This window comes from Streptococcus mitis SK564, from assembly GCF_000148525.1.
Classification (GTDB): domain Bacteria; phylum Bacillota; class Bacilli; order Lactobacillales; family Streptococcaceae; genus Streptococcus; species Streptococcus mitis_H.
In genome coordinates, this window is record NZ_AEDU01000025.1 from 73,388 (window position 1) to 99,052 (window position 25,665).

The 25,665-nt window shown below is 34.6% G+C and carries 22 protein-coding genes and 3 tRNA genes; 17 read left to right on the forward strand and 8 right to left on the reverse strand.

The window, feature by feature from the left end; translation table 11 throughout:
- Nucleotides 1-21: 21 nt before the first annotated feature.
- The gene (locus SMSK564_RS10905) at nucleotides 22-2,565 is read left to right on the forward strand and encodes a YfhO family protein (RefSeq protein WP_000764981.1); all 2,544 of its coding nucleotides are present in this window, start codon (nucleotides 22-24) and stop codon (nucleotides 2,563-2,565) included.
- A 29-nt stretch (nucleotides 2,566-2,594) separates the two neighbouring features.
- On the opposite strand, the gene SMSK564_RS10910 is transcribed toward SMSK564_RS10905, so the two are convergent.
- A complete protein-coding gene (locus tag SMSK564_RS10910; protein ID WP_000472058.1) occupies nucleotides 2,595-5,237 on the reverse strand; it encodes a YhgE/Pip domain-containing protein in 2,643 nt (880 codons plus the stop codon).
- 128 nt (nucleotides 5,238-5,365) lie between these two features.
- On the opposite strand from SMSK564_RS10910, the gene SMSK564_RS10915 reads away from it, so the two are divergent.
- Nucleotides 5,366-5,908 (forward strand): TetR/AcrR family transcriptional regulator, encoded by a 543-nt coding sequence (locus tag SMSK564_RS10915; RefSeq protein WP_001158277.1) that lies wholly within the window; start codon nucleotides 5,366-5,368, stop codon nucleotides 5,906-5,908.
- Between the two features lie 40 nt (nucleotides 5,909-5,948).
- Here SMSK564_RS10915 and SMSK564_RS0103030 read toward each other — a convergent pair.
- The 7 genes from SMSK564_RS0103030 to rlmH form a co-directional block, all read right to left on the reverse strand.
- Nucleotides 5,949-6,022, reverse strand: a tRNA-Asn gene (locus SMSK564_RS0103030).
- A 5-nt stretch (nucleotides 6,023-6,027) separates the two neighbouring features.
- Nucleotides 6,028-6,099, reverse strand: a tRNA-Glu gene (locus SMSK564_RS0103035).
- Between the two features lie 51 nt (nucleotides 6,100-6,150).
- Complete coding sequence (gene comE, locus SMSK564_RS0103040; protein ID WP_000866065.1) at nucleotides 6,151-6,903, reverse strand: competence system response regulator transcription factor ComE; 753 nt, start codon at nucleotides 6,901-6,903, stop codon at nucleotides 6,151-6,153.
- Entirely contained in the window at nucleotides 6,900-8,225 is a 1,326-nt protein-coding gene (gene comD, locus SMSK564_RS0103045; RefSeq protein WP_000362878.1) for a competence system sensor histidine kinase ComD, read from the reverse strand. The genes comE and comD overlap by 4 nt, the downstream gene beginning before the upstream one ends.
- A gap of 20 nt (nucleotides 8,226-8,245) precedes the next feature.
- Nucleotides 8,246-8,371 carry a competence-stimulating peptide ComC gene (gene comC / locus SMSK564_RS10920; protein ID WP_000790481.1) on the reverse strand — a complete coding sequence of 42 codons (126 nt, stop codon included), beginning with the start codon at nucleotides 8,369-8,371 and terminating at the stop codon, nucleotides 8,246-8,248.
- A gap of 164 nt (nucleotides 8,372-8,535) precedes the next feature.
- Nucleotides 8,536-8,609 (reverse strand) — tRNA-Arg (locus tag SMSK564_RS0103050).
- 43 nt (nucleotides 8,610-8,652) lie between these two features.
- Entirely contained in the window at nucleotides 8,653-9,132 is a 480-nt protein-coding gene (gene rlmH / locus SMSK564_RS10925) for a 23S rRNA (pseudouridine(1915)-N(3))-methyltransferase RlmH (protein WP_000695946.1), read from the reverse strand.
- Between the two features lie 184 nt (nucleotides 9,133-9,316).
- Here rlmH and htrA point away from each other — a divergent pair, with 184 nt between their 5' ends.
- The 15 genes from htrA to ftsH all read left to right on the forward strand — a co-directional run.
- Nucleotides 9,317-10,498 (forward strand): serine protease HtrA, encoded by a 1,182-nt coding sequence (gene htrA, locus SMSK564_RS10930; protein ID WP_000681593.1) that lies wholly within the window; start codon nucleotides 9,317-9,319, stop codon nucleotides 10,496-10,498.
- Nucleotides 10,499-10,555: 57 nt separating this feature from the next.
- Nucleotides 10,556-11,314, forward strand: coding sequence for a ParB/RepB/Spo0J family partition protein (locus tag SMSK564_RS10935; protein WP_000410388.1), 759 nt, complete (start codon nucleotides 10,556-10,558; stop codon nucleotides 11,312-11,314).
- A 216-nt stretch (nucleotides 11,315-11,530) separates the two neighbouring features.
- Nucleotides 11,531-12,892, forward strand: a complete 1,362-nt coding sequence (gene dnaA, locus SMSK564_RS10940; RefSeq protein ID WP_000660611.1) for a chromosomal replication initiator protein DnaA — start codon at nucleotides 11,531-11,533, stop codon at nucleotides 12,890-12,892.
- Nucleotides 12,893-13,051: 159 nt separating this feature from the next.
- Complete coding sequence (dnaN, locus tag SMSK564_RS10945) at nucleotides 13,052-14,188, forward strand: DNA polymerase III subunit beta (protein WP_000581136.1); 1,137 nt, start codon at nucleotides 13,052-13,054, stop codon at nucleotides 14,186-14,188.
- 64 nt (nucleotides 14,189-14,252) lie between these two features.
- Nucleotides 14,253-14,447 carry a DUF951 domain-containing protein gene (locus tag SMSK564_RS10950; RefSeq protein WP_000285179.1) on the forward strand — a complete coding sequence of 65 codons (195 nt, stop codon included), beginning with the start codon at nucleotides 14,253-14,255 and terminating at the stop codon, nucleotides 14,445-14,447.
- Nucleotides 14,448-14,531: 84 nt separating this feature from the next.
- Nucleotides 14,532-15,647 (forward strand): redox-regulated ATPase YchF, encoded by a 1,116-nt coding sequence (ychF, locus tag SMSK564_RS10955; RefSeq protein ID WP_001218713.1) that lies wholly within the window; start codon nucleotides 14,532-14,534, stop codon nucleotides 15,645-15,647.
- Nucleotides 15,648-15,719: 72 nt separating this feature from the next.
- Nucleotides 15,720-16,289, forward strand: coding sequence for an aminoacyl-tRNA hydrolase (pth, locus tag SMSK564_RS10960; protein ID WP_000163935.1), 570 nt, complete (start codon nucleotides 15,720-15,722; stop codon nucleotides 16,287-16,289).
- A complete protein-coding gene (gene mfd / locus SMSK564_RS10965) occupies nucleotides 16,290-19,799 on the forward strand; it encodes a transcription-repair coupling factor (RefSeq protein ID WP_000212601.1) in 3,510 nt (1,169 codons plus the stop codon).
- A 58-nt stretch (nucleotides 19,800-19,857) separates the two neighbouring features.
- Complete coding sequence (locus tag SMSK564_RS10970; protein ID WP_001234978.1) at nucleotides 19,858-20,124, forward strand: RNA-binding S4 domain-containing protein; 267 nt, start codon at nucleotides 19,858-19,860, stop codon at nucleotides 20,122-20,124.
- Nucleotides 20,117-20,485, forward strand: a complete 369-nt coding sequence (locus tag SMSK564_RS10975; RefSeq protein WP_000041915.1) for a septum formation initiator family protein — start codon at nucleotides 20,117-20,119, stop codon at nucleotides 20,483-20,485. The genes SMSK564_RS10970 and SMSK564_RS10975 overlap by 8 nt, the downstream gene beginning before the upstream one ends.
- A gap of 4 nt (nucleotides 20,486-20,489) precedes the next feature.
- On the forward strand, nucleotides 20,490-20,612 hold the full coding sequence (locus SMSK564_RS13790; protein ID WP_000429334.1) for an SP_0009 family protein: 123 nt from the start codon (nucleotides 20,490-20,492) through the stop codon (nucleotides 20,610-20,612).
- Nucleotides 20,605-21,873, forward strand: coding sequence for a serine hydrolase (locus tag SMSK564_RS10985; protein WP_001224766.1), 1,269 nt, complete (start codon nucleotides 20,605-20,607; stop codon nucleotides 21,871-21,873). Before SMSK564_RS13790 ends, SMSK564_RS10985 begins: the two co-directional genes overlap by 8 nt.
- Nucleotides 21,870-23,147, forward strand: coding sequence for a tRNA lysidine(34) synthetase TilS (tilS, locus tag SMSK564_RS10990; protein WP_001209069.1), 1,278 nt, complete (start codon nucleotides 21,870-21,872; stop codon nucleotides 23,145-23,147). Before SMSK564_RS10985 ends, tilS begins: the two co-directional genes overlap by 4 nt.
- Nucleotides 23,148-23,151: 4 nt before the next feature.
- Nucleotides 23,152-23,694, forward strand: coding sequence for a hypoxanthine phosphoribosyltransferase (gene hpt / locus SMSK564_RS10995; protein WP_000892176.1), 543 nt, complete (start codon nucleotides 23,152-23,154; stop codon nucleotides 23,692-23,694).
- A gap of 15 nt (nucleotides 23,695-23,709) precedes the next feature.
- A partial coding sequence (ftsH, locus tag SMSK564_RS0103055; RefSeq protein ID WP_000744572.1) for an ATP-dependent zinc metalloprotease FtsH occupies nucleotides 23,710-25,665 on the forward strand: 1,956 nt, incomplete at its 3' end.

A 25,665-nucleotide genomic window follows, 5' to 3' on the forward strand; every position in this document is an offset into this window, starting at 1 on the left:
TCTAACATTTTATGAGGTAACATGAAATTATTTTTTAAAACATATTGGACCTATTTTGTTTCCTTCATCATTCCCGTAATCATTATGACAGGAGTATATCTATCTCAAGGTATCTACTGGAATAGCGATTCATCTCCTCTATTAGGAGATGGATTTCATCAATACGTTATTTTTGATGTAGCTTTACGAAATATCCTACATGGAAATGGTAGTTTGTTTTACACCTTTACAAGTGGCCTCGGATTGAATTTCTATGCCCTATCTAGTTATTACTTGGGTAGTTTCCTTTCACCACTAGTTTACTTTTTTAATCTAACGAATATGCCAGATGCTGTCTATCTGTCAACTCTCTTAAAATTTGGATTGATTGGTTTGTCAACTTACTTTAGTTTAAATAAATTATTTCAATCGATTCCTAAGCCTTTAAAACTAGCCTTATCCACCTCCTACGCTCTGATGAGCTTTACCGTTAGTCAGTTAGAGATAAAAACCTGGCTAGATGTTTTTATCTTGATTCCTTTAATTATCACTGGTTTACATCTACTGATAACTGAACAAAAATTTCTATTATACTTTACAAGTCTGTCAATCTTATTTATTCAAAATTATTATTTTGGATATATGACAGTATTGTTTCTTATTTTCTGGTATCTCTGTCAAATTTCGTGGGATTTTAAGACTCGAAAATCATCAGTTCTTGATTTCATAGTTATCTCCTTTTTAGCTGGTATGGCTAGTTTGATTCTGACTCTTCCTACTCTGTTTGATTTACAGACACACGGGGAAAAATTGACTGAAGTTACAAAGTTTCAAACTGAAAGTAGCTGGTATCTTGATCTCTTTGCTAAGCAATTCATTGGTTCCTTTGACACAACAAAGTATGGGGCCATCCCAATGATTTTTGTTGGACTACTTCCCTTTATTTTGACCATTTTATTTTTTACGCTGAAATCTATTAAGTTTCACGTGAAACTCATCTATGCAATCTTCTTTGCATTTCTAATTGCAAGCTTTTACATAGAACCTCTTGACTTATTTTGGCAAGGCATGCATACTCCAAATATGTTTTTACATCGCTATGCTTGGATTTTCTCTACCTTGTTAATTTACACAGCAGCAGAAGTCTTAAAGCGTCTGAAAGAACTTAAAGTCTGGAATTTTTTAGTTTCGCTTTTTCTTATAGTAACAGGATTTTTAGCTACCATCTATCTAAAATCGTATTATTCTTTTTTAACAGATTTGAATACTCTGCTTACTCTTGAATTTTTGGTTATCTATTCTCTTTTACTCCTTGCAGTTATCAAAAAGTTTATATCTGTGAATCTATTTGCCATTCTAATCTCTTTATTTATACTGGTTGAAATGAGTTTAAATGCTTCATCTCAAATGGACGGAATTGCTAAGGAATGGGGATTTGCTTCTCGAAGTGCTTATAGTCGAGATATCCCAGCTATGGAATCTTTCTCAACATATATTGGAAATCAATTTACTCGTACTGAAAAACTAGAAACTCAGACAGGAAATGACAGTATGAAATTCAACTACAATGGAATCTCTCAATTTTCATCTGTTCGAAATCGTTCATCAAGCTCTACTTTAGATAAACTTGGTTTTAAATCCTCTGGGACTAATCTCAATCTCCGCTATGCAAATAATAGTATTTTGGCTGATAGTTTATTTGGCATCCAGTACAATATCTCAGAAAACCCTATTGATAAGTATGGTTTTAAAGATATCTATCAAAAAGATAATCTTACCCTATATGAAAATCAATACTCTCTCCCAATTGCCTTTGCTAGTCAATCTGTTTACAATGATGTCAAGTTCAATGAACACACTTTGGATAATCAAGCCTCGTTTTTAAATCAACTTGCTAACGTCAATTTTGATTATTTTTCTTCAATCCCTTATGATAAAACAGAAAATACTGATGATTTGATTAGTGTCACAAGTTCTTCAAATGAGGATGCAGCAATCCAGTATCAAATTGAAGTGCCAGAAAACAGCCAAGTTTATCTTTCTTTCACAAACCTTCACTTTTCTAATGACAAACAAAAGAAGGTTGACATCCTTGTAAATGGTGAAAAAAAGACTTTTACAACTGATAATGTCTTCTCCTTCTTTAATCTAGGCTATACAAAAGAGAAAAAAACTTTCAATATTCATGTTAGTTTCCTTGGAAATTCACAAGTATCATTTGAATCTCCTACCTTCTATCGTTTAGATACCCAAACTTTAACTGAGGCAATTCAAAAAATTAAAGAACAGCCTGTAACAGTATCAACTTCTAAAAACAAGGTTTTTGCTACATATGATGTTCAACAAGATACATCTATTTTCTTCACCATTCCTTATGACAAAGGTTGGTCTGCCTACCAAGATGGGAAGAAAATAGAAATTAAACAAGCTCAAACTGGTTTTATGAAAGTTGATATTTCTAAAGGGAAAAGAACTATTACACTTTCCTTTATTCCCAATGGTTTTATTACTGGAGCAATTTGTTCCTTTACTTCTCTCTTACTATTTGGAACCTATAATCACAAACGAAAGTCATCTAAGGCATAAAAAATCGACCAATTAATCGGTCGATTTTTTTAATCTTCTTCCATTTTCTTAGGTTGATAGGCTAGCATACCTAAACCAATAAATAGAGCTAGTATCACGGCAAGGAAAACGACTTGATGATGAATATTCCCTGTCATAGAAATTGTTTGTCGTAATCCAGAAACCGAATAACTCATTGGTAACCAAGGATTAATGGCTCTAAAGAAATCATTTGTCAAGGCAATTGGATAAGTACCGGCACTTGATGCTAGCTGTAATAAAAGCAAAATAAGAGAGAAGAAAGCTCCTATACGGCTATTCCATGTTGTTAAAGCAGTCACCATGGACATGAATACTAAACTTGTTAGGATAATGAGAATAAATGTTCTCATTTCATGATTAGCAGTTAAACCAATAATATGAACTCCTCCATATACCAAAATTCCTGCTAAAACAGCTATAATACCATTTATTTCAGCTCGAGATTTCAACCAAGCCCAACGGCTCTCTGGATGACGTCCTGAAGGCAACTTCGCAAAGATCATATTCGTTGATATTGCTGCAACAAAAAGAGCAACTGATATCATATAAGGAGCCATTGCAATTCCATTTACAGGAACTTGATCATTGTCTGTTTTTGAAAGATTGAGTGGATTTGACAAAATCTCTGCATTTTTAGATTCTGTTGATGCTGATTTGAGTTGATCACTAGCATTACTTAGTCCTTTTCCTAAAGAAGCAACTCCTGTCTGTAAATCTTCCAATCCAGAAGTTAACTTTGTTCCACCTTCTGCAAGTTTCCAAGATCCATCTGCCAATTTATTAGCTCCATTCTCTAATTGAGAAGCACCTGAAAGTAACTGACTGGATTTGTCTGCTAATTGACCAGATCCTGATTGTAATTTATCAACTCCTGCCATTAATTCTTGACTCTTTTGATTCAATTGATTGGACCCAGTTGATAATTTTTCAATACCAGATACTAATTCTGGAGTTTTTTCAGCTAATTGACCAACTCCTGCTGTCAAGCTAGAAGATTTTTGTGTCAAGGTATTTGAGCCTGAAACTAGTTGATCCAAACTACCTGTCAAGGTGGAATTTTTTTCACTTAGTTGACTTGCGCCTTGAGAAATTTTATCAACACCTGCAGTATATGCATTTACACCTGTTGCAATCGACTGACTGACAGGAACTAATTTACTCGTCACTACTCCTTGTATTTCTGTTAATCCACTTGACAATCCTGTCAAAGAAGTAAAAGCAAGCGGTAATACTTGATTAGCTTGATTTTTTAAAATCGAAAGATTAGAAGATTGATTTTGTAAGTTTTCTAAACTTCCCTGTAAACCTTGTACTAAAGCTACAATTGACTGAGCCGATTGAATACTATCAGTCGAATTTTGAGATACAGAAGCACTTATTTCAGCTTGTTGCTCACTTGTCAATGATTGATAAGCTGCTGTCGATTGAATATTGGCTAATGTAGTTGCTTTTTCAGACTGAGCACTTACTAACATTTGATTAGAAAGAGATGCTATACTTGATAAAACAGAATCTAATTGTTTTGTATCTTCAACATCAATATTTTGAATAACTTGATTTAACTGATTCAAACCAGAAGATAATTGAACAATTTGATCTTTTTGCTCAGACGAAGCATCTAACTTGCTAGAAAGTTGTTGAATCCCTTCATTTAATTGCTCCACACCCATTCGAAGTGTAGCTGATTGATTAGATAACTGATTAGCACCTGTTGCAAGATTTCCCACTCCATTTGTATAGGCACTAACACCAGATGAGAATTGATTCAGACCAACATTGAGTTTAGAAACACCGCCAGTATAGGACTCTACACCAGTATATAGTTGATTGATTCCTCCTACCAATTCAGGACTTTTAGAAGATAATTGACCTAATCCACTATCTAATTGACTCACTGCACCAGTATATGTAACTAAACCACTATTAAAATTCCCTAAGCCAAGATGAAGTTGTTCGACACCAGAAACATAAGAGGATAATCCTCTAGTAAACTGCTCCGTTCCATTTGAAAATCTTAAACTTGAAGCTGCTAAAGAGTGTAGGTTAGTAGTTAATGTTTGACTTCCTGCCACTAACTGATTCGCCCCATCAGTTAATTTTTCACTACCAGAAGCTGCTTGACTCATTCCATCCTTTAAATCAACCATTTTGTTAAATAAAGCCTTAGTATAGGTCTCGGTTACATTGGTAGAAACATTCTGCTTTAATTGTGTCATCGCAGAATCGCTCATCTTGCTGGCAATAAAACTATGACCACTTGAAGTCTGATAATCGATTTGCATTTGCTCTGGATGATCCGTTAAAATAGAAGCTGCTTTTTCAGATAAATCACTTGGTAAAGTCACTACCATATAGTAATCGCCATCTTCCAATCCCTTCTTTCCTTCCTCTTCATCTACAAAATGAAAATCCAAGGTTTTATTTTCTTTTAAATTGGACACCATGTCTTTTCCTATTGCCATAGTATTACCATTATAGGAAGCCTCTTTATCATTATTGACAACTGCCACAGGTAAGTCAGACAATTGACCATATGGATCCCACATTGATGACAAAAATATGATATTGTACAGAGCTGGAATAAGAGAAATCCCTATCATGACAATAATAAAGGTTGGTTTTTTAAAAATTGCTTTCCATTCTTTAAACATAGATTCTCCTTTTTTAAACATATTGTCTAAAATTTTGATATAATAGATTATACATTAAAAAATCTAAATTACAAGATAAAAAATCCATTTTTTAGACAGATAGTCTAATTTGTTTACAAGGAGGAAATATGCAAGAAAGTAACAAACGCTTAAAAACAAAGCGAACTATTGAAAATGCTATGGTACAATTACTGATGGAACAGCCATTTGATCAAATTTCTACTGTCAAGCTAGCAGAAAAAGCCGGAATTAGTCGTTCCAGCTTCTATACTCACTATAAGGATAAGTATGATATGATCGAGCACTATCAAAGCAAACTATTCCATACATTTGAATATATTTTTCAAAAACATACTCATCACAAAAGAGAAGCTATTTTAAAAGTATTTGAATATCTGGAGTCAGAACCACTTCTGGCTGCCCTTCTTTCTGAAAATGGGACTAAAGAAATCCAAAATTTCTTACGAAATAAACTTCATATCATGCTCAGTACAGATTTACAAAAGCGATTTATTCAACTAAATCTAAACACCACTGAATTAGAATATAGTAGCATCTATCTAACTCATGCACTTTTTGGTGTCTGTCAAACTTGGATTGCACATGGAAAAAAAGAAAGTCCTCAAGAAATAACAGACTTCCTTATGAAGATGCTTGGTGATGCAAATTGATATAAAAAGAGGAACACAGATGTGTTCCCTTTTATCTATACTCCGCCAGTAGGACTCGAACCTACGACATCATGATTAACAGTCATGCGCTACTACCAACTGAGCTATGGCGGATAAAATAGTCCGTACGGGATTCGAACCCGTGTTACCGCCGTGAAAAGGCGGTGTCTTAACCCCTTGACCAACGGACCTTCTATCTGTAGCAGATATAACCATTATATCAATTTCTTGCTAATTGTCAATCACTTTTGAGATTTTTTCTCTAAAATATCTTTTAATTTTCTAATTTTTAATCTTGAAATAGGACAACGATGGTCTTCATAGAAAACAATTTCTAAGTTTTTTCGATCAATCTCTCTGATATTGCCTATATTTACCAAAAATGACTTATGAGGAGAATAAAATCGCTGAGTATGTTTGTCCTTTTCCTGAATATCTGTCATGGTACCGTAAAACTCTTTGGCAAAATTCTTACCAATAATGCGCAATTTATGAGAGACTCCTGTCGTTTCAATATACAAAATATCATGGTAAGGGATTTTTAAATCATTTCCCTTGTAATTGTAGTCAAAATAGTCTACAACATCTTCATTTTCAAGTAACATACTCTTCGTGTAGAAGATATTTTGCTCAATTCTCTTCTTAAACATCTCATCATTGATATCCTTATCAACAAAATCTAGGGCTGATACCTGGTATTTATAGGTCAGAGTCGCAAACTCTGATCGACTAGTGATAAAGACGATAATAGCGTAAGGATTGTAATGACGAATGAGTTGAGCCACTTCAAATCCCTTTTTCTCAATCCCATGAATATCGATATCTAGGAAATAAAGCTGATTTACTTCATCATTTTCAATGTATTCTTCAAATTCACGGACTTTTCCCGTTGTCTTGTATGATATTGGAATATTCGATTCTTTCGAAATTTCATCCAATATTCTCTCTAGTCTCACTTGATGTTCAATAACATCTTCTAAAATTAAAACTTTCATTCAAATTCCCTCTTAAATCTAATAATTTGTCTAAATGTACTGCCTTCCATCTCTGTTTCTAAAATAATATTGTTGTACTTATCTAGTAGTTCTTTCACATTATTTAATCCTACTCCGCGATTTCTTCCCTTAGTGGAGAATCCTAAAGCAAATAGATCTCCTGAAGGAGTCATCGTCATTTTACATGAATTCTGAATCACAATAACTGTTTCAGTTTCCATCTTAATAACTGCTACTTCCATCTGCTTTTTATAGCTATCAGCCGATCCTTCGACAGCATTGTTCAATAAAACGCTCATGATACGAACCAAATCCAATAGTTCAATTGGGAGCTTGGTAATCGTATCTTTTACTTCCAGTGTAAACTCTACACCATTATTTCGAGCATAGACAATGGACTGAGCAACCAAACTTCGTAAAGCTGAATCTTCTATGTTATTCAAATCAAAGTAAGTATACTTATCTGAACGCAGTTTGTGATTAGCTTTGACCAAAACTTCATTGTAAACTCTGTCAATTTCCTGTAAATTACCACTGTCAATTGCCATCTGCATACTAACAAGCATTCCAGCATAATCATGTCGAAATCCACGGATTTCATTATACAGTCCAACAATTTCATCTGTATAGTTTTGTAAATGTTTCTGTTCAAATTTCTTCTGCTTCAAAGCAATCTCTTTTTCCATTTGTTCTTTATAAGAATTCATTGCAAAGAAGGTCAAAAGTAACGAGATAAAAACAATAGATGATAAAATACTTCCAAAACTATTTAAATGTTTAATCGTACTTACCATATTTGAAACGAAAGATACAATATGGAGCAGTAGTAAGGCAAAAAATACTTTTTTCAAGAAAGGATAGAGGTAGTCCTTGTCAAAATATGCTAGTTCCAAATGGAAATAATGAATGATTTTTAAAACAACAAAATAGGTCAACACCGTTACAACGAAAAAGAATAGGCTATAATATTGTAAAACAAAATTGTCTCCTGTTATAGAGGAGAACGTTACGGACAGAAAGTTATGAGTGCTCTCATATAAAAGAGATAGTAGTAAACTTAGAAATAGTCCTCTATCCCTCTCATACTGTTTCATCCATCGAAAATAGGAATATAAGCCCAAAGGAAATAAAAATCTTGCAATCCCTAACCCATCTAAATATAGGAGATAAAAGGGAAGTTCAAGTACTGCTTCTACTAGTAATGTATAGATACCAAAAACGTATAGTTCCTTTGCTTTTATTTGACCTTTACAAATTAAATGGTAACTGTGACTAATAATTAAAAAATGAACAAGAACTATCCCAAATCCAAATAAATCCATTACTCTTTCCCCTTATTTCATTACTTTTTTCGTCGGAAAAGAAAATCAAGGAGGATGTCAGAAACCCTACTTTCCCCACCTTGAATCTTTTGTAAGTCTTTTTCCTTCAAGACTACAAACTGTTCCAATTTAACTATGTTTTTCATAATAAAATCTCCTCAATGTTTTTTTCTTGTAAGCTAACTTACAAAAACCATTATACAAAACGGAATTTCATTTTAGATAAAATTCTCTCAACTGTCATTTTTTTCTCCCCAAGTGTACTTTTTTAAGAAAAAAGCCGGGAAAATTCCCAGCTTTGCTACTATATTGATCCCAGCAGGATTCGAACCTGCGACCGTTCGCTTAGAAGGCGAATGCTCTATCCAGCTGAGCTATGAGACCTAACACAATCATTCTACCAAAAATTCAATTAAAAGTCAATTTTCTATTTATGGTAGGGTGATCCCTGCTGAATCGTAAAAGCGCGATAGATTTGTTCAGCAAGGACTAGTCTCATTAACTGATGAGGCAAGGTTAAACGGCCAAAACTAACAGAAAGATTAGCTCTATTTTTTACAGCTGATGATAATCCTAAACTTCCCCCAATAATAAAGGTAAGAGTAGAAAATCCTTTTATAGAAGCTTCTTCTAACTGCTTACTAAATTCTTCCGAAGAGAAAGTTTTCCCTTCTATAGCCAACACAATAACGAAATCACGGTCACCAACTTTTGATAAAATTCGCTGACCTTCTATTTCTAAAATTTTTTGATTTTCTGACTCACTGGCCCTATCTGGTGTTTTTTCATCTGCTAGCTCAATCATTTCAAGCTTAGCAAATCGAGAAATTCGTTTTGAATACTCTGAAATACCATCTTTTAAATACTTTTCTTTCAGTTTCCCAACTGTTACAACTTTAATTTTCATGACTCTATTCTAACATATTCTCTATTTTTTCACACCTTATTCACAAAATAAAAGGTTAATTTTAACTGAGAAAACCACAGATTTTTGAAAGTTATCCACAATCTGTGAAAAACTTTTGTGTTTAAGTTATAATTAAGCTAGTCAGTTTATACTTTCAGTAATTTCAAATCAAATGGAGGCAAATATGAAACATTTAAAAACATTTTACAAAAAATGGTTTCAATTATTAGTCGTTATCGTCATTAGCTTTTTTAGTGGTGCCTTGGGTAGTTTTTCAATAACCCAACTAACTCAAAAAAGTGGTGTAAGTAACTCCAACAACAATAGCACTATCACACAGACTGCCTATAAAAACGAAAATTCAACAACGCAGGCTGTTAATAAAGTAAAAGATGCCGTTGTTTCTGTTATTACTTATTCAGCAAATAGACAAAATAGCGTATTTGGTAATGACGATACTAATACAGATTCTCAGCAAATTTCTAGTGAAGGATCTGGGGTCATTTATAAAAAAAATGACAAAGAAGCTTACATTGTCACCAACAATCACGTTATAAATGGCGCCAGTAAAGTAGATATTCGCTTGTCAGATGGGACTAAAGTTCCTGGAGAAATCGTCGGAGCAGATACTTTCTCTGATATTGCTGTCGTCAAAATCTCTTCAGAAAAAGTGACTACAGTAGCTGAATTTGGTGATTCTAGTAAGTTAACCGTAGGAGAAACTGCTATTGCTATTGGTAGCCCATTGGGTTCTGAATATGCAAATACTGTCACTCAAGGTATCGTATCTAGTCTCAATCGAAATGTATCTTTAAAATCTGAAGATGGACAAGCCATTTCTACAAAAGCCATCCAAACTGATACTGCTATTAACCCAGGTAACTCTGGTGGACCACTGATTAATATTCAAGGACAGGTTATCGGAATTACCTCAAGTAAAATTGCCACAAATGGAGGAACCTCTGTAGAAGGCCTTGGTTTCGCAATTCCTGCAAATGATGCTATCAATATTATTGAACAGTTAGAAAAGAACGGAAAAGTGACGCGTCCAGCTTTGGGCATCCAAATGGTCAATCTCTCAAATATTAATACAAGTGATATTAGAAGACTTAATATTCCAAGCAGTGTAACATCTGGTGTAGTTGTTCGTTCGGTACAAAGTAATATGCCTGCCAATGGTCACCTTGAAAAATACGATGTTATTACAAAAGTAGATGACAAAGACATTGCTTCATCAACAGACTTACAAAGTGCTCTTTACAATCATTCTATCGGAGACACAATTAAGATAACCTACTATCGTAACGGTAAAGAAGACACTACATCTATTAAACTTGACAAGAGTTCAGGTGATTTAGAATCTTAATTGACATCTATGTAAAGAAAACTTTACATAAGAGAAAAGATGTGTTAGTGTAGAACCATGGAAAAATTTGAAATGATTTCTATCACGGATATACAAAAAAATCCCTATCAACCTCGAAAAGAATTTGATAGAGAAAAATTACATGAACTAGCACAGTCTATCAAAGAAAATGGGGTTATTCAACCGATTATTGTTCGTCAATCTCCTGTGATTGGTTATGAAATCCTTGCAGGAGAGAGACGCTATCGGGCTTCACTTTTAGCTGGTCTACATTCTATCCCAGCTGTTGTTAAGCAACTTTCAGACCAGGAGATGATGGTCCAGGCCATCATTGAAAATTTACAGAGAGAAAATTTAAATCCAATAGAAGAAGCACGCGCCTATGAATCTCTCGTAGAAAAAGGATTTACCCATGCTGAAATTGCAGATAAAATGGGCAAGTCTCGTCCTTATATCAGTAACTCGATTCGTTTGCTTTCCTTACCAGAACAGATTATCTCAGAAGTAGAAAATGGCAAACTATCACAAGCCCATGCGCGTTCTCTAGTCGGGTTGAATAAGGAACAACAAGACTATTTCTTTCAACGAATTATAGAGGAAGACATTTCTGTAAGGAAGTTAGAAGCTCTTCTGACAGAGAAAAAACAAAAGAAACAGCAAAAAAATGATCATTTCATACAAAATGAAGAAGAACAGTTAAAAAAACTACTCGGATTAGATGTAAAAATCAAACTATCTAAAAAAGACAGTGGAAAAATCATTATTTCTTTTTCAAATCAAGAAGAATACAGTAGAATTATCAACAGCCTGAAATAAGGCTGTTCTTTTATTTTTTTATCTCACAAGGTTATCCACTATTTTTTTCGATAAAAAGCTTAATAAATCAATAGTTTTTAATTTTATCCCCAACCTGTGGATAAAGCTTGATAACATTGTGGATTATTTTTCACAGCTTGTGGAAAATTCTTACTATCTATGGTAAAATAAGTCTAGCATTAAACTTTTAAACAAATAGTAAAGGAGGAGAACGGATTGAAAGAAAAACAATTTTGGAATCGTATCTTAGAATTTGCGCAAGAAAGACTAACTCGATCCATGTATGATTTCTATGCTATTCAAGCTGAACTCATCAAGGTAGAAGAAAATGTTGCTACTATATTTTTACCACGATCTGAAATGGAAATGGTCTGGGAAAAACAACTAAAAGATATCATTGTAGTAGCTGGTTTTGAGATTTATGATGCTGAAATAACTCCCCACTATATTTTCACAAAACCTCAAGATACGACTATCTCACAAGTTGAAGAAGCTACAAATTCAACTTTATATGACTATAGTCCAAAGTTAGCATCTATTCCTTATTCGGATACTGGGTTAAAAGAGAAGTATACCTTTGATAATTTTATCCAAGGGGATGGAAATGTTTGGGCTGTATCAGCTGCTTTGGCTGTCTCTGAAGATTTGGCTCTGACCTATAACCCTCTTTTTATCTATGGAGGACCTGGGCTTGGTAAGACTCACCTGTTAAACGCTATTGGAAATGAAATTCTAAAAAATATTCCAAATGCGCGTGTTAAATATATTCCTGCCGAAAGCTTTATCAATGACTTTCTGGATCACCTAAGACTTGGGGAAATGGAAAAGTTTAAAAAGACCTATCGTAGTCTTGATCTTTTGTTAATCGATGATATCCAGTCACTCAGCGGAAAAAAAGTCGCAACTCAGGAAGAATTTTTCAATACCTTTAACGCCCTTCATGACAAGCAAAAACAGATTGTCCTAACGAGTGATCGAAGTCCAAAACATTTAGAAGGGCTCGAGGAGAGGCTTGTCACGCGCTTTAGTTGGGGATTGACACAAACTATCACCCCCCCTGACTTTGAAACACGTATTGCCATTTTACAAAGTAAAACGGAACATTTAGGCTACAATTTCCAAAGTGATACTCTAGAATACCTAGCTGGGCAATTTGATTCAAATGTTCGAGATCTTGAGGGATCCATCAACGACATCACTTTAATTGCCCGAGTAAAAAACATCAAGGATATCACTATTGATATTGCTGCAGAAGCCATTAGAGCTCGCAAACAAGATGTTAGCCAAATGCTCGTCATCCCAATTGATAAAATCCAAAATGAAGTTGGTAACTTTTATGGTGTCAGCGTCAAAGAAATGAAGGGAAGTAGACGCCTTCAAAATATTGTGTTAGCCCGTCAAGTAGCCATGTATTTATCTAGAGAACTAACAGATAATAGTCTTCCAAAAATTGGGAAGGAATTTGGTGGTAAAGATCACACAACAGTTATTCATGCCCATGCTAAAATTAAATCTTTGATTGATGAAAACGATAATTTACGCTTAGAAATTGAATCAATCAAAAAGAAAATCAAATAACTTGTGGATAACTTTCGCTTTTTTATTCTTTTTTATCCACATTTTTTAAACAAGCCCAAAAACTTGAGATAACTTGTTTAAAGTCTGTTTTCCACAGATTTCACAGACTCTATTATTACTATTATCCTTCTAATACTAAAAATAAATAAAGGAGAATCCATGATTCATTTTTCAATTAATAAAAATTTATTTATACAAGCATTAAATATTACTAAGAGAGCTATTAGTTCTAAAAATGCCATTCCTATTTTATCAACTGTCAAAATTGACGTGACCAATGAAGGTGTTACTTTAATTGGTTCAAATGGTCAAATCTCAATTGAAAATTTTATTTCTCAAAAAAATGAAGATGCTGGTTTGTTAATTACTTCTCTAGGTTCTATTCTTCTTGAAGCTTCTTTCTTCATCAATGTGGTATCTAGTCTACCTGATGTGACTCTTGATTTTAAAGAAATTGAACAAAATCAAATTGTTTTAACCAGTGGCAAATCAGAAATTACCCTAAAAGGAAAAGATAGCGAACAGTACCCACGAATCCAAGAAATTTCAGCAAGCACTCCTTTGGTTCTTGAAACAAAATTACTCAAGAAAATTATCAATGAAACAGCTTTTGCGGCAAGTACACAAGAAAGTCGTCCAATTTTGACAGGTGTTCACTTCGTATTGAGCCAACACAAAGAGCTAAAAACAGTTGCGACAGACTCTCATCGTCTAAGTCAGAAAAAATTGACTCTTGAAAAAAATAGTGATGATTTTGATGTCGTGATTCCTAGCCGTTCTTTACGCGAATTTTCAGCGGTATTTACAGATGATATTGAAACTGTAGAGATTTTCTTTGCCAACAATCAAATCCTATTTAGAAGCGAAAATATTAGCTTCTACACACGTCTGTTAGAAGGAAACTATCCTGATACAGATCGTTTAATTCCAACAGACTTTAACACTACAATTACTTTTGATGTGGTAAACTTACGTCAGTCAATGGAACGTGCTCGTCTTTTATCAAGTGCGACTCAAAATGGTACTGTGAAGCTTGAAATTAAAGGTGGGGTTGTTAGCGCCCATGTTCACTCTCCAGAAGTTGGTAAAGTAAACGAAGAAATCGATACGGAGCAGGTTACTGGTGAAGATTTGACCATTAGTTTCAACCCAACTTATTTGATTGATTCTCTTAAAGCTTTAAATAGCGAAAAAGTTACTATTAGTTTTATCTCAGCTGTTCGTCCATTTACTCTTGTGCCAGCAGATACTGACGAGGACTTCATGCAGCTCATTACACCAGTTCGTACAAATTAAGTGAAAGAGGTTGAGCTTAGCTCGCCTCTTTTATGATATAATCGAAAAAGAAAAGGAGAGTAGTATGTATCAAGTTGGAAATTTTGTTGAAATGAAAAAACCACACGCTTGTATCATCAAGTCGACTGGTAAAAAGGCTAATCGTTGGGAAATTACACGTGTAGGAGCAGATATCAAAATAAAATGCAGTAATTGTGACCATGTTGTCATGATGGGGCGCTATGATTTTGATCGAAAAATGAATAAAATTCTTGACTAAGAAGCTTTAGTTAGAGGGTTAGCAAGTTTTCCCTTTTTGTGTTATAATATTAGGGATTGAAATGAAAACGGAGAATCAGAAAATATGGCTTTAACAGCAGGTATCGTTGGTTTGCCAAATGTTGGTAAATCAACACTATTTAATGCAATTACAAAAGCAGGAGCAGAGGCTGCAAACTATCCATTTGCGACGATTGATCCAAACGTTGGAATGGTTGAGGTTCCAGATGAACGCCTACAAAAATTGACTGAAATGATCACTCCTAAAAAGACAGTTCCAACAACATTTGAATTTACAGATATCGCAGGAATTGTAAAAGGAGCTTCAAAAGGAGAAGGGCTAGGGAATAAATTCTTGGCTAATATCCGTGAAGTAGACGCGATTGTTCACGTAGTTCGTGCTTTTGATGATGAAAATGTGATGCGCGAGCAAGGACGTGAAGACGCCTTTGTAGATCCACTTGCAGATATTGATACCATTAACCTGGAATTGATTCTTGCTGACTTAGAATCAGTGAACAAACGATATGCGCGTGTAGAAAAGATGGCACGTACGCAAAAAGATAAAGAATCAGTAGCAGAATTTAATGTTCTTCAAAAGATTAAACCAGTCCTTGAAGATGGGAAATCAGCTCGTACAATCGAATTTACAGATGAAGAACAAAAGGTTGTCAAAGGACTATTCCTTTTGACAACAAAACCAGTTCTTTATGTAGCGAATGTGGATGAGGATGTGGTTTCAGAACCTGACTCTATCGACTATGTTAAACAAATTCGTGAATTTGCAGCGACAGAAAATGCTGAAGTAGTCGTTATTTCTGCGCGTGCTGAGGAAGAAATTTCTGAGTTAGACGAAGAAGACAAGCAAGAGTTTCTTGAAGCTCTTGGGTTGACAGAATCAGGTGTAGATAAGTTGACGCGTGCAGCTTACCACTTGCTTGGACTGGGAACTTACTTCACAGCTGGTGAAAAAGAAGTTCGAGCTTGGACCTTCAAACGTGGTATGAAGGCTCCTCAAGCAGCTGGTATTATCCACTCAGACTTTGAAAAAGGCTTTATCCGTGCAGTAACCATGTCATATGAGGATCTAGTGAAATACGGATCTGAAAAGGCTGTAAAAGAAGCTGGACGCTTGCGTGAAGAAGGAAAAGAATATATCGTTCAAGATGGCGATATTATGGAATTCCGCTTTAATGTCTAAAAAATTTAATGAATAGTATCAATTAGGTTGGAAAAAAATTCCAACCCTTTTGGCTTTTGAAAGGAGAAATAAATGACCAAATTACTTGTAGGCTTGGGAAATCCAGGAGATAAATATTTTGAAACAAAACACAATGTTGGATTTATGTTGATTGACCAACTAGCGAAGAAACAGAATGTCACTTTTACACATGATAAGATATTTCAAGCTGATCTAGCATCATTTTTCCTAAATGGAGAAAAAATTTATCTTGTCAAACCAACGACATTTATGAATGAAAGTGGAAAAGCGGTTCATGCTTTATTGACTTACTATGGTTTGGATATTGAAGATTTACTCATCATTTACGATGATCTTGATATGGAAGTTGGAAAGATTCGTTTAAGAGCAAAAGGCTCAGCAGGTGGTCATAATGGTATCAAGTCTATTATTCAACATATTGGAACCCAAACCTTTAACCGTGTTAAGATTGGAATCGGAAGACCTAAAAATGGTATGTCAGTTGTTCACCATGTTTTGAGTACCTTTGACAAGGATGATTATATTGGTATTTTACAGTCTATTGACAAGGTTGACGATTCTATAAACTACTATTTGCAAGAGAAAAATTTTGAGAAAACAATGCAGAGGTATAACGGATAAATGGCGACCTTATTAGATTTATTCTCAGAAAATGATCAGATCCAAAAATGGCATCAAAATTTAACAGATAAAAAAAGACAATTAATGTTAGGTTTATCAACTTCTACAAAAGCTTTAGCAATTGCTAGTAGTTTGAAGAAAGAAGATAAGATTGTTTTACTGACGTCAACTTATGGAGAAGCAGAAGGACTTGTTAGTGATCTTATCTCTATCTTGGGTGAGGAACTGGTCTATCCATTTTTGGTAGATGACTCCCCTATGGTCGAGTTTTTGATATCTTCACAAGAAAAAATCATTTCACGGGTTGAAGCCTTGCGTTTTTTGACTGATTCATCTAAGAGAGGGATTTTAGTTTGTAATATCGCAGCAAGTCGATTGATTTTACCGTCTCCAAATGTATTCAAAGATAGTATTGTAAAAATCTCAGTTGGTGAAGAATATGACCAACACGCACTTATCCATCAGTTAAAAGAGATAGGCTATCGAAAAGTTACACAAGTACAAACTCAGGGCGAATTTAGTCTGCGAGGAGATATTTTAGATATTTTTGAAATATCCCAGTTAGAACCTTGCCGAATTGAGTTTTTTGGTGATGAAGTCGATGGTATTAGGTTATTTGAAGTCGAAACACAATTATCGAAAGAAAATCAGACAGAACTCACCATATTTCCAGCTAGCGACGTAATTTTGAGAGAAAAGGATTATCAACGAGGTCGGTCAGCTTTAGAAAAACAAGTTTCAAAAACGTTATCACCTATTTTAAAATCATACTTAGAAGAAATTCTTTCAAGTTTTCACCAAAAACAAATTCATTCTGATTCTCGGAAATTTTTATCTTTGTGTTATGACAAGACATGGACTATTTTTGATTATATCGAAAAAGACATACCAATATTCTTTGATGATTATCAGAAATTGATGAATCAGTATGAAGTCTTTGAAAGAGAATTAGCGCAATACTTTACAGAAGAGTTACAGAATAGTAAAGCATTTTCTGAGATGAAGTATTTTGCTGATACAGAGCAAATCTATAAAAAACAGAGTCCGGTTACCTTTTTCTCTAATCTGCAAAAGGGGTTAGGAAATCTCAAGTTTGACCAAATTTATCAATTTAATCAATATCCTATGCAGGAGTTTTTCAATCAATTTTCTTTTTTAAAAGAAGAAATTGAACGATATAAAAAAATGGATTACACCATTATTCTGCAGTCTAGCAATTCAATGGGAAGTAAAACATTGGAGGATGTGTTAGAGGAATATCAGATTAAATTGGATTCTAGAGATAAGTCAAGAATCTGTCAAGAATCTGTAAACTTAATCGAGGGCAATCTCAGACATGGTTTTCATTTTGTAGATGAAAAGGTTTTATTGATAACTGAACATGAGATTTTTCAAAAGAAATTGAAACGTCGTTTTCGAAGACAACATGTTTCAAACGCAGAGAGATTAAAAGATTACAATGAACTTGAAAAAGGAGATTACGTTGTTCACCATATCCATGGAATTGGTCAATATCTAGGGATTGAAACAATTGAAATCAAAGGGATTCACCGCGATTATGTTAGCGTCCAATACCAAAATGGTGATCAAATTTCTATCCCAGTAGAACAGATTCATCTACTGTCTAAATATGTTTCAAGTGATGGGAAAGCTCCAAAACTCAATAAATTAAATGACGGTCATTTTAAAAAAGCCAAGCAAAAAGTTAAGAACCAGGTAGAGGATATAGCTGACGATTTAATTAAACTCTACTCTGAACGTAGCCAGTTGAAGGGTTTTGCTTTTTCAGCTGATGATGAAGATCAAGATGCCTTTGATGATGCTTTCCCTTATGTTGAAACGGATGATCAACTTCGTAGTATTGAGGAAATCAAGAGAGATATGCAGGCTTCTCAGCCAATGGATCGACTTTTAGTTGGGGATGTTGGTTTTGGAAAGACTGAAGTTGCTATGCGTGCAGCCTTTAAGGCAGTCAATGATCACAAACAGGTTGTCGTTCTAGTTCCGACGACGGTTTTAGCGCAACAGCACTATACTAATTTTAAGGAACGATTCCAAAATTTTGCAGTTAATATTGATGTGTTGAGTCGCTTTAGAAGTAAAAAAGAGCAGACCGAAACACTTGAAAAATTGAAAAACGGTCAAGTTGATATTTTGATTGGAACACATCGTGTTTTGTCAAAAGATGTTGTGTTTGCTGATTTAGGATTGATGATTATTGATGAGGAACAGCGATTTGGTGTCAAGCATAAGGAAACCTTGAAAGAATTGAAGAAACAAGTGGATGTCCTAACCTTGACCGCTACTCCAATCCCTCGTACCCTCCATATGTCTATGTTGGGAATCAGGGATTTGTCTGTTATTGAAACTCCGCCGACTAATCGTTATCCAGTGCAAACCTATGTCTTAGAAAAGAATGATAGTGTCATTCGTGATGCTGTCTTGCGTGAAATGGAGCGTGGAGGTCAAGTTTACTACCTTTACAACAAAGTTGACACGATTGACCAGAAGGTTTCAGAATTACAGGAGTTAATTCCAGAGGCTTCGATTGGTTATGTTCATGGTCGAATGAGTGAAATCCAGTTGGAAAATACTCTACTAGACTTTATTGAGGGACAATACGATATCTTGGTGACGACTACTATTATTGAGACAGGGGTGGACATTCCAAATGCTAATACTTTATTTATTGAAAATGCGGACCATATGGGCTTGTCAACCTTGTATCAGTTAAGAGGAAGAGTCGGTCGTAGTAATCGTATTGCTTATGCCTATCTCATGTATCGTCCAGAAAAATCAATCAGTGAAGTATCTGAGAAGAGATTAGAAGCGATTAAAGGATTTACAGAATTGGGATCCGGATTTAAGATTGCTATGCGAGATCTTTCGATTCGTGGAGCAGGAAATCTCCTAGGAAAATCCCAGTCTGGTTTCATTGATTCTGTTGGTTTTGAATTGTATTCGCAGTTATTAGAGGAAGCTATTGCTAAACGAAACGGTAATGCTAACGCTAACACAAGAACCAAAGGGAATGCTGAGTTGATTTTGCAAATTGATGCCTATCTTCCTGATACTTATATTTCTGATCAACGACATAAGATTGAAATTTACAAGAAAATTCGTCAAATTGACAACCGTGTTAACTATGAAGAGTTACAAGAAGAGTTGATGGACCGATTTGGAGAGTACCCAGATGTAGTAGTCTATCTTTTAGAGATTGGTTTAGTCAAGTCATATTTGGACAAGGTCTTTGTTCAACGTGTGGAAAGAAAAGATAATAAAATTACAATTCAATTTGAAAAAGTCACTCAACGACTGTTTTTAGCTCAAGATTATTTTAAAGCTTTATCCGCAACGAACTTTAAAGCGGGCATCGCTGAGAATAAGGGATTAATGGAGCTTGTATTTGATGTCCAAAATAAGAAAGATTATGAAATTTTAGAGAGTCTGCTGATTTTTGGAGAAAGTTTATTAGAGATAAAAGAGTCTAAGAAAGAAAATTCCATTTGATATTTTTCTTCTATTAAAATAGATAAAAATGATACAATAATAAGTTGAGGTAATAAGGATGAGATTAGACAAATATTTAAAAGTATCGCGAATTATCAAGCGTCGTACAGTCGCAAAAGAAGTAGCAGATAAAGGCAGAATCAAGGTGAATGGAATCTTGGCCAAAAGTTCAACGGATTTGAAAGTTAATGACCAAGTTGAAATTCGTTTTGGAAATAAGTTGCTACTTGTCAAAGTACTAGAGATGAAAGATAGTACAAAAAAAGAAGATGCAGCAGGCATGTATGAAATTATCAGTGAAACACGGGTAGAAGAAAATGTCTAAAAATATTGTACAATTGAATAATTCTTTTATTCAAAATGAATATCAACGTCGTCGCTACCTGATGAAAGAACGACAAAAACGGAATCGTTTTATGGGGTGGGTATTGATTTTGATTATGCTATTATTTATCTTGCCAACTTTTAATTTAGCGCAGAGTTATCAGCAATTACTCCAAAGACGTCAGCAATTAACAGACTTGCAAACTCAGTATCAAACTTTGAGCGATGAAAAGGATAAGGAGACAGCATTTGCTACCAAGTTGAAAGATGAGGATTATGCTGCCAAATATACACGAGCGAAGTACTATTATTCTAAGTCGAGGGAAATAGTTTATACGATTCCTGACTTACTTCAAAGGTGATAAAATGGAAAATTTACTAGACGTAATAGAGCAATTTTTGAGTTTATCAGATGAAAAACTGGAAGAGCTAGCTGATAAAAATCAATTATTGCGTTTACAAGAAGAAAAGGAAAGGAAGAATGCGTAAATTCTTAATTATTTTGTTGCTACCAAGTTTTTTGACCATTTCAAAAGTTGTTAGCACAGAAAAAGAAGTAGTATATACTTCGAAAGAAATTTATTACCTTTCACAATCTGACTTTGGTATTTATTTTAGAGAAAAGCTAACTTCTCCTATGGTTTATGGAGAAGTTCCTGTCTATGCGAATGAAGATTTAGTTGTTAAATCTGGAAAATTAAGTCCAAAAATAAGTTTCCAAATAACCGAGTGGCGTTTAAATAAACAAGGGATTCCGGTATTCAAGTTATCCAACCATCAATTTATAGCTGCAGACAAACGATTTTTATATGATCAGTCAGAGGTAACTCCAATAATAAAAAAAGTATGGTTAGAATCTGATTTTAAACTGTACAATAGTCCTTATGATTTAAAAGAAGTGAAATCATCCTTATCAGCTTATTCGCAGGTATCAATCGACAATACCATGTTTGTAGAAGGAAGAGAATTTCTACATATTGATCAGGTTGGATGGGTAGATAAGGAATCAACTTCTGAAGAAGATAATCGGATGGGTAAAGTCCAAGAAATGTTATCAGAAAAATATCAGAAAGATTCTTTCTCTATTTATGTTAAGCAACTGACTACTGGAAAAGAAGCTGGTATCAATCAAGATGAAAAGATGTATGCAGCTAGTGTTTTAAAACTACCTTATCTCTATTATGCGCAAGAAAAAATAAATGAGGGTCTTTATCAGTTAGATACGACTGTAAAATACGTATCTGAAGTCAATGATTTTCCAGGTTCTTATAAACCAGAGGGAAGTGGCAGTCTTCCTAAAAAAGAGGATAATAAAGAATATTCTCTAAAAGATTTAATTACGAAAGTATCAAAAGAATCGGATAATGTAGCTCATAACATATTAGGATATTACCTTTCAAACCAATCAGATGCAACATTTAAGTCCAAGATGTCTGCCATTATGGGAGATGATTGGGATTCAAAAGAAAAATTAATTTCTTCTAAAATGGCTGGGAAGGTCATGGAAGCTATTTATAATCAAAATGGATTTGTGCTAGAGTCTTTGACTAAAACAGATTTTGATAATCAGCGCATTGCCAAAGGTGTTTCTGTGAAGGTAGCTCATAAAATTGGGGATGCGGATGAATTTAAGCATGATACGGGTGTCGTCTATGCAGATTCTCCATTTGTGCTTTCTATTTTTACTAAAGATTCTGATTACGATACGATTTCCAAGATAGCCAAGGATGTTTATGAGGTTCTAAAATGAGGGAACAGGATTTTTTAAATCATTTTCTCAGGAAGGGATATTTCAAAAAGCATACTAAGGTGGTGCTAGCTCTTTCTGGTGGATTAGATTCTATGTTTCTATTTAAGGTATTGTCTACGTATCAAAAAGAGTTAGAAATTGAATTGATTCTAGCCCATGTGAATCATAAGCAGAGAATTGAATCAGATTGGGAAGAAAAGGAATTAAGGAAGTTGGCTGCTGAAGCTGGCCTTCCTATTTATGTCAGCAATTTTTCAGGAGAATTTTCAGAAGCGCGTGCTCGACATTTTCGTTATGATTTTTTTCAAGAGGTCATGAAAAAGACAGGTGCGACAGCTTTAGTTACTGCCCACCATGCTGATGACCAGGTGGAAACGATTTTGATGCGTTTGATTCGAGGCACTCGTTTGCGCTATATATCAGGAATTAAGGAGAAGCAAGTAGTCGGAGAGATAGAAATTATTCGTCCTTTCTTGCATTTCCATAAAAAAGACTTTCCACCAATTTTTCACTTTGAAGATACATCAAATAAGGAAAATTATTATTTTCGCAATCGTATTCGAAACTCTTATTTACCAGAATTAGAAAAAGAAAATCCTCGATTTAGAGATGCAATCTTAAGCATCGGCAATGAAATTTTAGATTATGACTTAGCCATAGATGAATTATCTAACAATATTGATGTGGAAGATTTACAGCAGTTATTTTCTTATTCTGAGTCTACACAAAGAGTTTTACTCCAAACTTATTTGAATCGTTTTCCAGATTTGAATCTCACAAAAGCTCAGTTTGAAGAAGTTTGGCAGATTTTAAAATCTAAAAGCCAGTATCGTCATCCGCTTAAAAATGGCTATGAATTGATAAAAGAGTATCAACATTTTCAGATTTGTAAAATCGGTCCTCAGGCTGATGAAAAGGAAGATGAACTTGTGTTACACTATCAAAATCAGGTATCTTACCAAGGTTATTTATTTTCCTTTGGAATTCCTTTAGAAGGTGAATTAATTCAGCAGGTACCTGTTTCACGGGAAACATCTATACACATTCGTCATCGAAAAACAGGAGATTTTTTGATTCAAAATGGGCATAGAAAAAAACTCAGACGTCTATTTATCGATTTGAAAATCCCTATGGAAAAGCGAAAATCTGCTCTGATTATTGAGCAATTTGGTGAAATTGTCTCAATTTTGGGAATTGCGACCAGTAATTTGAGTAAAAACACGAAAAATGATATAATGAACACTATACTTTATATAGAAAAAATAGATAGGTAAAAAAATGTTAGAAAACGATATTAAAAAAATCCTTGTTTCACACGATGAAATTACAGAAGCTGCTAAAAAATTAGGTGCTCAATTAACCAAAGACTATGCAGGAAAAAATCCAATTTTAGTTGGGATTTTAAAAGGATCTATTCCTTTTATGGCTGAATTGGTCAAACATATCGACACACATATTGAAATGGACTTCATGATGGTTTCTAGCTACCATGGTGGAACAGCAAGTAGTGGTGTCATTAATATTAAGCAAGATGTGACTCAAGATATCAAAGGAAGACATGTTTTATTTGTAGAGGATATCATTGATACAGGTCAAACTTTGAAGAATTTGCGAGATATGTTTATTGCAAGAGAAGCAGCTTCTGTTAACATTGCAACCTTGTTGGATAAACCAGAAGGACGTGTTGTAGAAATTGAGGCAGACTATACTTGCTTTACTATTCCAAATGAGTTTGTAGTAGGTTATGGTTTAGACTACAAAGAAAATTATCGTAACCTTCCTTATGTTGGAGTATTGAAAGAAGAAGTATATTCAAATTAGAAAGAGCAATTTTTAATGAAAAAACAAAATAATGGTTTAATTAAAAATCCTTTTCTATGGTTATTACTTATTTTTCTCCTAGTTACAGGTTATCAGTATTTTAGTACAGGTAGTGTTGCAGGGAAAAGTGAGCAAATTAATTATACAGAATTGGTAAAAGAAATTACCGATGACAATGTAAAAGAATTGACTTACCAACCAAATGGCAGTGTTATCGAAGTTTCAGGTGTTTATAAAAATCCTAAAACAAGTAAAGAAGAAACAGGTATCCAGTTCTTTTCTCCTTCTGCTACAACAGTAGAGAAATTTTCAAGTATTATTCTTCCTTCAGATACGACAGTATCAGAATTGCAAAAACTTGCTTCTGACCATAAAGCGGAAATAACTGTTAAGCATGAAAGTTCAAGTGGTATGTGGATTAATATTCTTGTATCCATTGTGCCATTCGGTATTCTATTCTTCTTCCTGTTCTCTATGATGGGAAATATGGGAGGAAATAATAGCCGTAATCCAATGAGTTTTGGACGTAGTAAGGCTAAAGCTGCAAATAAAGAAGATATTAAAGTAAGATTTTCAGATGTTGCTGGAGCTGAGGAAGAAAAACAAGAACTGGTTGAAGTTGTTGAATTCTTAAAAGATCCAAAACGATTTACAAAACTTGGAGCCCGTATTCCAGCAGGTGTTCTTTTGGAGGGACCTCCGGGAACAGGTAAAACTTTGCTTGCTAAGGCAGTAGCTGGAGAAGCAGGTGTTCCATTCTTTAGTATTTCAGGTTCTGACTTTGTAGAAATGTTTGTCGGAGTTGGAGCTAGTCGTGTTCGTTCTCTTTTTGAAGATGCCAAAAAAGCAGCACCAGCTATTATCTTTATCGATGAAATTGATGCTGTTGGACGTCAACGTGGAGTCGGTCTCGGCGGAGGTAATGACGAACGTGAACAAACCTTGAACCAACTTTTGATTGAGATGGATGGTTTTGAGGGAAATGAAGGGATTATCGTCATCGCTGCGACAAACCGTTCAGATGTACTTGACCCTGCCCTTCTGCGTCCAGGACGTTTTGATAGAAAAGTATTGGTTGGCCGTCCTGATGTTAAAGGTCGTGAAGCAATCTTGAAAGTTCACGCTAAGAACAAGCCTTTAGCAGAAGATGTTGATTTGAAATTAGTGGCTCAACAAACTCCAGGTTTTGTTGGTGCTGATTTAGAGAATGTATTGAATGAAGCAGCCTTGGTTGCCGCTCGTCGTAATAAATCGATAATTGATGCTTCAGATATTGATGAAGCAGAAGATAGAGTTATTGCTGGACCTTCTAAGAAAGATAAGACAGTTTCACAAAAAGAACGTGAATTGGTTGCCTATCATGAGGCAGGACATACCATTGTTGGTCTAGTCTTATCGAATGCCCGCGTTGTCCATAAGGTTACAATTGTACCACGAGGCCGTGCAGGTGGATACATGATTGCACTTCCTAAAGAGGATCAAATGCTTCTATCTAAAGAAGATATGAAAGAGCAATTGGCTGGCTTAATGGGGGGACGTGTAGCTGAAGAAATTATCTTTAATGTCCAAACGACAGGAGCTTCAAACGACTTTGAACAGGCGACACAAATGGCGCGTGCAATGGTTACAGAGTACGGTATGAGTGAAAAACTTGGTCCGGTACAATATGAGGGCAATCATGCTATGTTTGGTGCACAGAGTCCTCAAAAATCAATTTCAGAACAAACAGCTTATGAAATAGACGAAGAGGTTCGTTCATTATTAAATGAAGCAAGAAATAAAGCTGCTGAAATTATTCAGTCAAATCGTGAAACTCACAAGTTGATTGCAGAAGCATTATTGAAATACGAAACATTGGATAGTACACAAATTAAATCTCTTTACGAAACAGGAAAGATGCCTGAAACAGTAGAAGAAGAATCACATGCATTATCTTATGATGAAGTAAAGTCAAAAATGAATGATGAAAAA